Raw genomic sequence first — 12271 nt, 5'->3', positions numbered from 1 at the left:
TCGCGTCTGGAATTGAGCTCGTCGAAGGCAGACGCTCGCTCAATCTCCCTTGTGAAAACGCAAAGGGAACGCTTCGAAGGAGCTTTCGAAAAAATTCGAGCCATGAAAAAGCCCGCGGGGGTGAACCCCGCGGGCTTCGAACTCATCGTGGCAGTCGACGGCTTGCACGTTCCGTCGGTGACTGCCGCCGCTGCGGCCGGTCAAAGGAAAGCGGACTCTTGCACGGACGCCACCCTCGCCGACCTCTGCGGCTCGACTTCAACCGAAGACTCGATTAGAAGTAGTGAGCCATACCGAAGGCGGCCTGGAAGTAGGCAGGCTTGTCGCCGTTCGTACGGTTGTCGATGTCGTCCTGACCGTAGCCGGCGTCGACATAGACGAGGGTGCGCTTCGAGAGCTTGTACTCGTAGCCCGCACCGACGATGAAGCGGTCGATGTCTTCGGCCTTGACGCCGGCGTCAAGGTTCTGCTCATCGGCCTTGAGGTAGCCGACCGTGGCGTTCAGCGTGCCGCCGAAGAGCGGAGCATCGGCACCGAGGACAAAGCCGTAGCCGTCGTAGATGCCGGCGGAATTGCCGCCGACGCCGGCCATCGCACCGACCGTACCGTCCTTGAAGTAGGAAGCGGCGAGGAAGGGCTTCACGACGCCGAAGTCGTAGGAGCCGCCGACCGTGACGCGAACCGTGTCGTCGACGTCCTTGTAATCGGCACCGAGATTAACGTCACCGCTCTTCTTGTTGATCGTGTCGACGATCGCACGCAGAGCGAGGTTGTTGGCGTTGTAGGTGACACCGATACCGGCGTAGCGGTCGGTGGTCGGCTTGCCTTCGACCTGGGTCGTCTCGTCATCGGCGTCGGGGCTGTGCGACTTGCCAAAGGAGTACTGAGCGATCACCTTGGCGCCCGCAAATTCCGGCGTGGCGTAGGTCACCATGTTGTCGTAGCGCGAGGAGAAGCCCGCACCCCAGATGAGGTTCTGGTTGCCGACTTCGCCCCAGCCCGTTTCGAGCGAGGAGAGCTGGCCGATGCCGAACGTGCCCGCCGTGCTGTTCATGATGCCCATGCGACCGAAGGCGACTTCACCGAAGGAGCCCTTCAGGTGGAGCGAAGCCTGGCGGCCGAAGATCTTGTCGTCGCCGTTCGAGTCGAAGGAGCCGTCGTCGGCGTCGAAGCCGTTTTCGAGGACGAAGCCCACCTTGAGGCCGTTGCCGAGGTCTTCTTCGCCCTTGAGGCCGAAGCGGGAACCCGTGTAGTTGCCCGAGGCCATTTCGAACTTGCTGACGTCGTCCTGACCGGCAACGTCGGCGTCGGTGTTGGTGTAACGAAGGCCGAGGTCGACACGACCGTACATCGTGACGTCGGCAGCGTAAGCGGAACCGGCAAAGGCGGCGAGAACCGCAACGGCGGCGAGAGACTTCTTGAACATGATATGAATCTCCGATTTTTTTGAAAATGAACGTCACCCGCTGCGTGCTCGCGGAAGACGTGAATCATTCTGTCCGCAAAAGGGAAGTCGGAGAAGAAGTACAACAAGCAGAAAATTGTAAATTCCAGGTTAATCAGTGGGTTAAGAAAACACGAAAAGTGTTGCGTACAAACAACACTATCCCAAGGAGTACGTATCAACCCTTATTGGATGAAGCTGTATATCTGGGTTAACACCATATTGGACACGGGCGTTCGGCGAGGTGCGTTCGATGCCGATCGGAGCATTCGGTTCGCGCCGATCCGAAGGCATCATGCGTGCGAGTCGGGTAACCGAACCCGTGTCAGAGTTCCCGCTTTTCCGACTCCGAACCGAACACGCACAACCATGATTCCGGAAAAGAACCCTTCAAAGAATCCCTCGAATCGTCGTCCGTTCCGAGCGCTCCGTCCGAAGAGGAACGCCTCAAGGAGGTCTTGGAGCAACTCGCCCGGCTCTCGAAGCAACTCGAAGAGCGGAAAGCGACGACGCAGGCGCTCCGAGAGGAGGTCGCGACGCTTGAAGGCGAGGTTTGTCGAGTTCGCATGGAGCACGACGTCTTGTTGAAGTGCGTTGAACTCATCCGAAGCCGCCCCCGACGTCGGTCCTGAGAAGCCGAGGACCGGAAGGAGACGTTTAGCGGTTCTTCCGGCGACCTTCGACGCTCAGACGCAGGAGGTCGAACCCGAGCCCGATCGCGAGAAACGCACCCGTGTAGAGGAGCGCCTCCGCAACGGGAATCCCCGTCGCGACGAAGGCGAGAAAGCCGAGGGCGGCGATGCCGCCGTTTTCGACGAGGCGGGTCTTCGAAAGGGGCAGCGCGGCAAGGGGATGCGAAAGGAACGAGTGGGTCATGGCAGGTATCCCTGAAGGGTGAGGTCGATCGAGCCGGAAGCTTTGGTGAAGGGGACTTGGATGCGGGAAAAGTGTCGTTTTGCACCAAGGCCGATACCGAAATCTTCCGAAAACCCGATTTAGTGTCACAATATCAAAAGGAAACCGGACTGTCAATGCAAAATCGACCGAAAAAGTACCGACCGAGGGTTTTTCCTCGGATTGGGGGTCGGGGGTGCGCACGTGTTCGAGCGAAGACGGAGTGCTTTTGAGGCAGTAAAAAGACGCTTGGGACTCGACTCGGAGGTCGGATCGTGGCACAATAAAGGGGCGTTCGTCGGCCGCTTGCCGACGGTTTCATACCTGAATGACGAGAATTTCGATGGCCGTTCGAAAAACAACCGCAACGAAAAAAGAGACGGAAGCCCTGAAGGAAGCCCTCAAGGCGACGTCGGAAGTGTCGACCGAAAAGCCGACGGCAACGCAACCCGAAGCGGTGTCCGCAGTAGAGGCGCACGCCCCTGCGGCCGCCGCACCCGCGACGGAAGCTCCCGTAAAGCCCAAGCGCGTCCGGAAAAAGCGCGGCGAACCCCGCGGTCCTCACGGCGGAGCGCGCCCCGGCGCGGGCCGTCCGCCGATTGACGGGAAGCGCTTTGCCGCCACGTACCGCATTCGCATCTCCGCCGAACTTCACGCCCGCTGCATTGCTGCGGGGAGTACCGAGATGCGTTCGCTCCTCACGAACTATTTCGCCCTCAAGGATTCCGTTCCCGACGCGGATCCTCAGACGGTGTGCGCCCGGTACGCCGAGGAGAAGAAGCACGACATCCTGACGAATCTCCCCGCCGCGAACCTTCAGCTGCCGAAGTTGGATCTGCGTGCCGCCTGCGGCTTCCCGAATCCGAGCACGGATGCGGACGTCGAAGCCTTCAGTCCGGCCGACTATTTGGCACGTCGTCCCGAGGCGACCTTCGTCGTCGAAGCGAGCGGCGACTCCATGATCGACGCGGGGATCCACGACGGCGACATGGTGTTCGTGGACCGCACGGCGGAGCCTCGTCCCGGGAAGATCGTCCTGGCGCACGTCGACGGCAACTTCACGATCAAGGAGCTCGCCGTGGAAAAGGGGCACCCGAAGCTTCTCTCCCGCAACGAAGCGGCGGGCTACGCCGAGATCGTGCCCGAGGATCTCGACGGCTTCCGCATCGAAGGCGTGGTCGTGGGGCTTGCTCGACGCTTCTGAGAAGGCTCGAAGACCGTTCCGGCCTCTCGTAAAGGCGGGCGGGTGCGGGAAGATCTCGCGCCGCCCGCCTTTTCCCTTGCCCGGAAGCGGTACCCGTATCCGGAAGCCGTAGCCCGAAAGGCCGCCCGGCCCCAAGACAAACGAAACCCCCGCTCGATTGGTCGAGCGGGGGTTTCAATTTGCGGTTCTGCGATCGGCTTCCCCGGGAGGAAGACCGAACGCCGTTCGAAGCAAGTGCCTGTGAACGACGTTCGGTGCTTTCGGTTTCGGGTCAACCGAAAGGGGATCAGAACGCGAAGCGGACGTTGCCGATCACGCCGTGCGTGTCCGTATCGGTGCCGAAGGAGCCCGTGTACGAAACGCCGACCGTGACGTTCTTCGCGACCTGGCCGTTCACGCCCAGACCGAGGTTGAACTGATCCTTGAGTTCCTTGCCCTGGATCTGAGCGACGTTACCGCCCGCACCGAGCTGGAGCTGCGTGATCGATTCGGTGTCGCCGAAGTAGTGCGTCCAACCCGCATCGGCCTTAAACGCGACGGGCATCGTGCCCATCGTGAAGGGGAGCGTGAAGCGAGCACCCAAGGTGGTCATCTGGATGTCGTCCTTCTGATCCTTGACGCTCATCGCGGTCGAGCCGAGGTTTTCGGCAAAGCCGTCCGTTTCGACGCGCGCCCAGGCAAAGCCCAAGTACGGATCGATCGAGAGGCCGCCCACGTCGAACTTGTAGGCCGCTTCGGCATACGCCTGAAGAACGGTCGCGTCTTCGGAGTGAGCGTTCTGCGTTTCACCCATCAGGTGCTGCGAGTCGCGGTCTTCGGTCGTGTAGTTGACGCCGTAAGTGAGCGAAACCGCACCGATGTCGGTCAAGCCGTAGATACCGTAATGGAGGTCGTCGCCGTCGATCTTGCCGAGGTCGCCCTGGTAGTCGGTCGAGCCGTAGCCGAAGAAGGCACCGAGCTTGGTGGATTCGTGAGCCACGACTTCGCCGCCGAGGAACCCGGCACGGAAGTCGACGTCAAGGCTGCGTTCGGAACCGTCTGCATCGCCCCAGAAGCCGATGCCGGTGGCCCAAATGCGACCGCGACCGTTTTCAAGTTCCGCCGCACGGCCTTCGCCGAAGCCGCGAGCCTGATCGATCACGGCGCGCGTCACCATGGTCGAATTGACGACCAGGGCGTTGCGGGCAGCCGAGTACATGTCGTCCGAAAGCGAAGCGTACGTGTTCGAAACTTCGTCGGCCGTCATCGAGAGGATTTCACCCGCGAAGGCGTTCGTCTGAGTTTCGAGAGCCTGAGCGATCGCGCGTTCGTTGGCCGTACGGGCGAACGTACCGTAGGTGACGCCTTCCTTGCGGTCGAGCTTCGTCGAGAGGGTCTTGCCGTCAGCAGAGAATTCGACCGTATTGGAAACCGTGAAGAACGCGGAATCCTGCTGTTCAATAGAGGTCGAGGCACCGGCGAGAGAACCCGCCTTCGTCGTGAACGTACCGTCCACGGCGTCGCCGTTCGTGTAGGCCTTGGCGAGCTGTTCGGGAGCAGCGCCTTCGACGCCCACGATGATCTTCGCGTTCGAGCCGAACGTCACTTGGTCGACCGTCACGTCGCCCGCAGCGCTCACGTAGAGGGAGGCGCCGTCGGCCACGTTGATCGTGAGGCCCGTATCGGCCGCCGTCGTGCTCGTGTGCGAGCCCGTCAGCGTGAAGTTGTCCGTGTAGCCCGAGATGACACCGAACGTGCCGCCTTCGACCGTGACGGTCTTGTTCTTACCGATCGATTCGCCGAAGGCGAGGAGCGTGCCGCCCTTCACCGTCGTCGTGCCTTCGTAGGAGTTGGTACCCGTCATGACGAGCGTGCCTTCGCCTTCCTTCACAAGGGAGCCGTCGTATTCGCGCTTGTCGATGGCCTGCAGGCGCTTCTGGAAGTAGGCGTCACGCCAACGCAACGCTTCTTCCTTGGAAATCATTTCATCGTCAGGATACAGACCGACGATATCGTCTTCCGTGTCGAGCAGAATGTCGCCGATCAGCTTCTTTTCTTCGTCGTTGAACGGGATGGTACCGTCTTCAAGCTTAATGGGCTTTCCGGCGGCATACCACTTTTCAGCGGCGGCCTTCCAATCCGCATCTTCGGCCTGGCGCTGGTTGAGCGCCACTTCGGAGATGTCGTTCGACCAAACGTCGATGCTGTCCTTGTCGCGCATGTTGTACGTGAAGGTGCCGAGGAGCTGGCCCGGACCGTACATGCCCTTCTTGAGGTCGGGCAGGCCCCAACCCATGCGGTCGGAGACTTCGCCGTCCTTCGGCGTCGTGCCGTCGGTGTTGGTCCAGCCTTCCATGATCGAGCCGTCGGGGTTGTAGTGGGTCGCGGTCGTGAGCATCACGTCGCGGACCTGGAGCGCATCCATCTGGTCGTAGCGCTGCATGAGGACGGCCATGGCGCCGTCCACGTGCGGAGCGGCCATCGACGTGCCGCTGTAGGTGTTGCTGTAGCCCGGCGTGCCGTCGTCGTTCACGATGCTCGAGGAAATGTTCGTGCCCGGGGCGACGACGGTCCACCACTTCGCGTTCCCCGCTTCGTTGACCGTATTCCAGAGCTTGTAGTTATTGTCGCCGTCCTTCGTGAGGCCGCTCACGGCAATCCAGTGCTGTTCGGCTTCGGGGTTGAAGTACGGATAGAGCGGACGATAGAAGGGGTTCGCGAAATCGCGGTTGCCGGTCGTGAAGATCTGGACAACCTTTTCGTCCTTCACGGCGTCGAACGCGGCATCGACGAAGGACTTGTTATCCCACTTCGAATCCGTGTTCACGCGGTTTTCGGCATCGCGCATGAAGAGGAAGTATTCGTACTCGGTCTGGGAAACCGTGTCGGTCGGGAAATGCACGCCCGTGCTGCCGCCGTCGGTGCCGGTGCTGCCGTTGTCAACGACGCGGGTGTTCGTGCCGAAGCTGTTGTTGATAAAGCCGCCGCGGGTCGTGCCGTCGGAGAACTTGTTCGCCTTGGAGAGTTCCTTCGCAATGGCGTTCCAACCCTGGTAGAAGAACTGCGGATCCTGGAAGGGGCCGTAGTTCGTGTCGTCCGTGCCGCCCGTGTTGCCGACGTAGATGTCCGCACCCCAAGCCACGCCGTGGAAGACGTTGCCGTCGCGGTTGCCGCCCACGGTACCCGTCACGTGCGTGCCGTGCGAGTCGTTCATGCCCATTTGCCAGGAACCGCTATCCGGTACTTCGCTGTCGGGCGTGTAGATGCCGTCACCGCCTTCATGTTGCGGGTAGCGGTTGCCCCACGAACCGTACGACTGATTTTCAACCGTAACGGCATGAAAACGATCGCCGTTGAGGTCGGGATGGTCGAACAGAAGGGCGCCGGAGTCCATAACGCCCACGGCAATGCCGTCACCGTTGTAGCCGAGCGCGTAAGCGGACGAGGCGTTCATGGCCTTGAGGCCCCAATCGTCGAAGTATTCGGCGGTTTCCCACGAAGCCGTGGCCTTCGCGACGTCTTCGGCGGTTTGAGCCACGAAGCCGGGTTCGACGTAGGCGGCCGAGGCGGCGCCTGCCGTCAAAGCAGCGGCAGCGGCAACGGCGAGCGCGACGACGCTCTTCGAGGCCTTGCCCTTCGCAGCATGTTCTTCATCGGTGACGACGTATTGCTGACGCGCGACGCTCCAGCGGGTCTTGAAAACACGATTCATTTTGCTTTCCTCTGAGGTGATTGCAAACGTGTGCTCGGCCTCGCACGCCCCGTCGGGCGCGTGGTCCGGGCCGAAACACCGAACAACGGTACCGACTCCCAAGCCCCAGGACGGAGAGGGAAAACCCCCGAAAACGCAGACGGAAACATTTCAAAACAACCTGGAGTCCTAGGTACTAATCCCGTGTTTTCGAAGGAGAATTCAGACCAAAAGACCTAAGGTAAACATCTTAGGATAAGGGAAATTCCTAAGTCTACGGTCTTTCGAGAAGACTGCTTCGGTCGTTCGGTTGTTGTGAACAAGCAGCCCTTGCGCCGACCTCCCATGGCGGACAAGAAGCACGTTTCGTCTTTCGAACCGTCCGTACACTCCCTACAATGGTGGAAAACACCGAAAACATCGCGTCGCAGAGGGAGTCCGCGTATCTCTCTCCCGTCGACGCTCGCCGCGCAAAATCGAAAGGAGTTCAGACGAACATGCCGCCGAAGGATCCCACCGCCAAGGAACGCAAAGCCCGATTCCTCGCCGAACAGGAACGTCTCGGACGTCGCCGCACCGACCTGTGGCTTACGCCCGAAGAGCGCATCGCGCTCCAGGAAGCGTTGGTGCACATCCGTGCGGAGGCGCTCGCCGGAGCGGATGTGAATGAGGAGTCCGCCCGACACATGCCGACCGCCGAGGCGGCCGAACCCGCTCCCGCAGCCGAGCCTTCCGCTGCTCCGGCCTGTGCTTCAATCCCTTCAACCTCTGCTCCGACCGAACTCGTCCACTCCGCCTACGACCCGCGCGTCGACCTGGAGCAGAGCCGCCCCGGAGCCGTACGCCGGCACCTCTTTCCGCTTCTTTTGATCTTCGACGATCCGGCGGACGAAAATGTTCGGTGCCTCGCGTTGGAAAACTTCGGCTCCGTCCCCGTGGCGGTCGGGTTGTTGAATGCCTACGCCGCCTGGACGACGAGTACGGAGTTGCTCCTTTACTCCCGCACGAAGGCGGTCAAGACGGAGCTTCGTCGTTGGGACGTGACGAAAGATCTGACGACGATTGCGTCCCTGACCGTTGCGGCCGGGATGCCCGCCGAAGTCGACTTCTGCGAAGAGGAGCGTGCGGCGCTTTGCGACCCCGCCGCCCTTTTGCACGCTCCCTTCCGAGCGCGTGCCTTCATGATGTCGAAGAACGACGCGGGCCTTGCGGATGCGGCCCGTTGTTCGCTCGCGATCCGGGTGTCGGAAGACTTCCGTACGTCGATCTTCGTTCCCGAGGGCGTGCGCGGGACAGAGGCCGACCCCGCGCTTCACTGGGGGTTCGAGTGGTTCGGGACGGCGCACCTGGATAAGAAAACGCTTCCGGCGTCGGCCCTTCTTTGGTCCCGGGTCTTTTACGGTGCGCTCGTTCGCGCGGGCGTGCGTCTGGCAAGCCCCATGCCGAGCCTCTTCGGAGCCCGTGCGGCGTTCGCGTCGAAAACGAAGATCCTGCGCCCCTTGAGTTCCACCGACCGCGTGGTGCTCGATCCCCTCGAAGGGCTCGCGTACCGTAACGGCATGCTTATGATTTGATGAACTCCCCGAGCTTTTCGAGGCCTTCGCCCGCCGCGTGACGAAGGGTGTCGAAAAGCTCGCGCGCGAGTTTCGCGGCGTTCTCAAAGGTCGCCCATTCGGGCATGCGGGCTTTCACGAAGGCGAGCGCGTCGCCCCCGAAGTCCGCAACCGTACGTGCTCCGTCCGCGACGTGACCGGAGAGCGCCGCAAAGTCGATCCGGCTCGCATGCGCAAGGACCGTATCGACCATCGCACCGACGTCCGCCATGTTGAGGCCCGTAAGGTTGGCTACGCCCGCCACGCCCGCGGTACCCGCCGCACCCGTCGCGAGCGCGGTGAGGATGCTCGTGAGGCTCCCGCCCGCGGCGGAGGTGCCGGCAGCGGCAGCCGTACTCTGGGTGAGGGTTTGACGAAGGGCGGTGCGAACGGCTTTTTTGCGAAGAAGTTTGCGAAGCGGCATGGCGGCGGACAACGAAAAACGGTGAAAAGGAGTCGGAAAGACGTTGGGAAGCGCGTCGGGAGCAAGAACGAAACGACGTGCCCCGAAGAACGCGTAATCCCGTAAGGCCCCGCAACCGTGCGGGTCAACACGCATCAACACGCATCGAAACGGCTCCGAAAAGGTACCGCGCATCGTACAGGAAAACGCGGGGAGGGTTGGGGGCCCCGAAAAACGGAGCCCGCAGCCCGACCGACCCGGTTGAGCATGACGAACGCGCATGACCATCCCGAACGCGCATGACCATCCCGAACCTGCCGAACGCACCGAACCCATCGAACACCTCGTTCTCCTTCGTTCGAAGACATTCGCGCGCATTCGATTTTCGACTCGGCCCTCATCCGAAAAGCCGACCCCCAACAGGCTAGGTAAAAAACCCATGAGGATTCCCGACGGATCGAGAGGAATTCGGAGGGTTTTATCCGTTCGACATGCTCGAACTTTTCGTCCTGAAAAAAAACGGAAATGCGTTTACTTGTCCGAATCGTCGGAGGAATAAAAATCGATTCTTTTCCCGAATCGATACGGTCTTTCCGGACGGATTCGAAAGACGCTTTCGTTTTCATCCGAAATCCGGCCGCATTGTTTTCAATGACCTTCATCGGGAATTTCTATGATGTTCCGTAAATAAGCACTTTCAGCTCCCGTTGCGCGCTCGCGTTCGGGCGTCCGGAGGGCGATTTCCGCGCTGTCGACGAGCAAAAGACGACCATGAAACGACCGCGAAGTTCTTTCGCGGTCGGCCCGCCGTGGACTGCGGCCGAGCACGGCTTCCTCACCATGTTGTACGAAATACACATCCTACCTCCATTTCCGTGAAAACCAACCGTGGAAAAGAGGAAAACCGTCGGACGGCAAAATCGCTTTTCAAATCCCGCGGAGATTTGGGAGAACGGCCGCGGGTGTTGACTGTCGATTTCCCGTCGAAGACCTGTCGGGAGTCGCGCTCTTTTTCCGACATGAAAAGCTTGTGTGGCGTTTTCGCAACGCTTTTTTGCTTGAAATTCGCGGGCGTTCTACGTTTCGAGGCCGAGACTTGGTATTATTCCACCCGTATGGTGCGGGTTCTTTACGTGAGAACTCCCCATGGGGGTCGTACGACTCGGGTGTTGCGGCGTTTCCAAAACGCTCAAGCGGACGCTCGGGGCGAAGACCGAACCGCGGAACGTTGCTCACGGTGTACCGGAGCCCGACACGAAAAGGCTTCAAGGCCGCCGCCACCGTCGACCCGACCGCTCCGAAGCGGCTAACCGATCGCAGACGCGTGAGGAGCCTCACGGGACGAGCGGGGCGGGGCGAATCCGTCGCACGTCCGCAATGAAACACCGTTTTTTCCCTCCGACCCGCTCGAAGATCGGGCGTGCATACGATCTTGGAGATCGGCCTTAAGGGGAAAGAACAAACTCTCTTGAAATTAGGAAGGTTCTTATTATGAAGAAGACGCTTCTTGCTCTGGCTCTCTTCGGTGCCGTCGCGGGTACCGCTTCGGCCGCTTCGGTTACCCTTTACGGTACCGTCGACGTCGGTTTCGGCATGACCTCGGTCGCGGGCGACCACAACGCCCGCTACGAAGCCGCCGACATGAACGACACGACGTTCACGCTCGACTCCGGCAACAACTCCGCTTCCAAGTTCGGCCTCAAGGGCGTTGAAGAACTCGGCAACGGCATGGTGGTCGGCTTCCAGCTCGAAAACGGCTTCTCGGCCGACGACGGCAAGCTCGGCAACGACGGCCGCCTCTTCGGTCGCGAATCCCGCCTCTTCCTCCAGACGGACTTCGGTACGTTCTCCTTCGGCCGCATGGGCACGCTCGTGAGCGACAACGGCACGTACGGCATCCTCGCCGACCTCTCCCCGATGGGCAGCGGCTGGGGTTCCATCATCGGCAACCAGAACCTCGTCTTCGCGACGAACGCCGGCCGTGTTGACAACGCCATCGTCTACGAATCGCCCGACCTCTACGGCGCGAAGGTCTACGCTCAGTACTCCTTCAAGAACGACAACGAACTCGACACGACGGGCGTTGAAGGCAAGTCCTCCGCCGACCGCTACGCCGCCATCGGTGCCACCTACAAGGTGGGCAGCCTCGGCTTCATCGGCGCCTTCGACTACCTCGACGAAGGCAAGTATTCCGCCGGTACGGACGGCGTTCGCGGCAAGGATCAGATGACGATCACCCTCGGCGCCAACTACGACTGCGGCTTCGCGACGACCTACCTCGCCGCGCAGTACTTCAAGGACGCCAACTGGGTCGGCGGCGGCATGAGCACCGAAGACTTCGGTGTCGAGCTCGCCAACGGCGTGAGCGGCGTCAGCTACGGCGACATCGACGGCTACGGCATCGTCCTCGGCACGAAGTTCCCGGTCATGGGCGGCACGGCCTACGGTATGGCCGGCTACATGGACGCCGACAGCGACCGCGCCAACAAGGAAGTTACGCGCTGGACGGTCGGCGGCGGCTACGAATACGCTCTCAGCAAGCGTACGGCCGTCTACGGCGGTGCCGCTTGGTTCGAAGACACGGTCGACAACACCAACCCCTCCGTGGCTCAGGTTGTTGCCGGCGTGAAGCACAGCTTCTAAGCCAAGGCGCTCGGATTGCGGAAGCTTGATGTCGACTGAAAGCATTCCGACAATCGAATGAATGCGAGGTTCCGGACGGATCGACGGGTCTGTCCGGAACCTTCTCTTTGTTGGGGAACCGCAAAACCCGCCCCCGAACGGTCTTTTTTATGAGGTTTTTCGAGGGTTTTCCCCTTGGTTTCAGCCAACTCTCAACCAACCGACACTTCACCTTTCGGTCGTAGCGCAGAGGCTTCCTTTCCCCGTACGCTCCTTCTGACCCATGCCCCTTTTCCTTGAGTCGAGCTCTCGGATGCTCCTTACTTGAAAGGTCATGGGTGAGAACACGGTGCGGTGTGAAACCGACCGAACGCCAACCGACGGCGTCCGAGGCACGCGCCCTTTCGAGGTGCCTCCCGTTTCGGAGGGCGACCGAACGCGA

7 protein-coding genes are annotated in these 12271 nt (G+C 61.1%); 3 read left to right on the top strand and 4 right to left on the bottom strand.

The features are described 5' to 3' along the window. Positions 1 to 274 precede the first annotated feature (274 nt). Both S6FBBBH3_RS07625 and S6FBBBH3_RS07620 read right to left on the bottom strand, forming a co-directional pair. A complete protein-coding gene (locus S6FBBBH3_RS07625) occupies positions 275 to 1426 on the bottom strand; it encodes a porin (protein WP_120177179.1) in 1152 nt (383 codons plus the stop codon). A gap of 675 nt (positions 1427 to 2101) precedes the next feature. After that, complete coding sequence (locus tag S6FBBBH3_RS07620) at positions 2102 to 2320, bottom strand: hypothetical protein (protein WP_120177178.1); 219 nt, start codon at positions 2318 to 2320, stop codon at positions 2102 to 2104. 361 nt (positions 2321 to 2681) lie between these two features. Here S6FBBBH3_RS07620 and S6FBBBH3_RS07615 point away from each other — a divergent pair, with 361 nt between their 5' ends. Continuing rightward, positions 2682 to 3542 (top strand): LexA family protein, encoded by an 861-nt coding sequence (locus S6FBBBH3_RS07615; RefSeq protein WP_170143880.1) that lies wholly within the window; start codon positions 2682 to 2684, stop codon positions 3540 to 3542. Positions 3543 to 3828: 286 nt separating this feature from the next. On the opposite strand, the gene S6FBBBH3_RS07610 is transcribed toward S6FBBBH3_RS07615, so the two are convergent. Further along, positions 3829 to 7233, bottom strand: coding sequence for an autotransporter domain-containing protein (locus S6FBBBH3_RS07610; protein ID WP_120177176.1), 3405 nt, complete (start codon positions 7231 to 7233; stop codon positions 3829 to 3831). 476 nt (positions 7234 to 7709) lie between these two features. Here S6FBBBH3_RS07610 and S6FBBBH3_RS07605 point away from each other — a divergent pair, with 476 nt between their 5' ends. Beyond that, positions 7710 to 8786 (top strand): hypothetical protein, encoded by a 1077-nt coding sequence (locus S6FBBBH3_RS07605; protein ID WP_123957676.1) that lies wholly within the window; start codon positions 7710 to 7712, stop codon positions 8784 to 8786. Here the strand turns inward: S6FBBBH3_RS07605 and S6FBBBH3_RS07600 are convergent. Beyond that, positions 8776 to 9228: a hypothetical protein gene (locus S6FBBBH3_RS07600; RefSeq protein WP_123957675.1), complete on the bottom strand. Its 453-nt coding sequence runs from the start codon at positions 9226 to 9228 to the stop codon at positions 8776 to 8778. The genes S6FBBBH3_RS07605 and S6FBBBH3_RS07600 overlap by 11 nt on opposite strands. Before the next feature lie 1470 nt (positions 9229 to 10698). Here S6FBBBH3_RS07600 and S6FBBBH3_RS07595 point away from each other — a divergent pair. Next, positions 10699 to 11850, top strand: a complete 1152-nt coding sequence (locus S6FBBBH3_RS07595) for a porin (protein ID WP_120177173.1) — start codon at positions 10699 to 10701, stop codon at positions 11848 to 11850. Positions 11851 to 12271: the final 421 nt, after the last annotated feature.

Source organism: Sutterella megalosphaeroides (assembly GCF_003609995.1).
Lineage (GTDB): Bacteria > Pseudomonadota > Gammaproteobacteria > Burkholderiales > Burkholderiaceae_F > Sutterella > Sutterella megalosphaeroides.
Note: the sequence above shows the minus strand (reverse complement) of the source record. Positions and strands in the feature narration are given on the sequence as shown.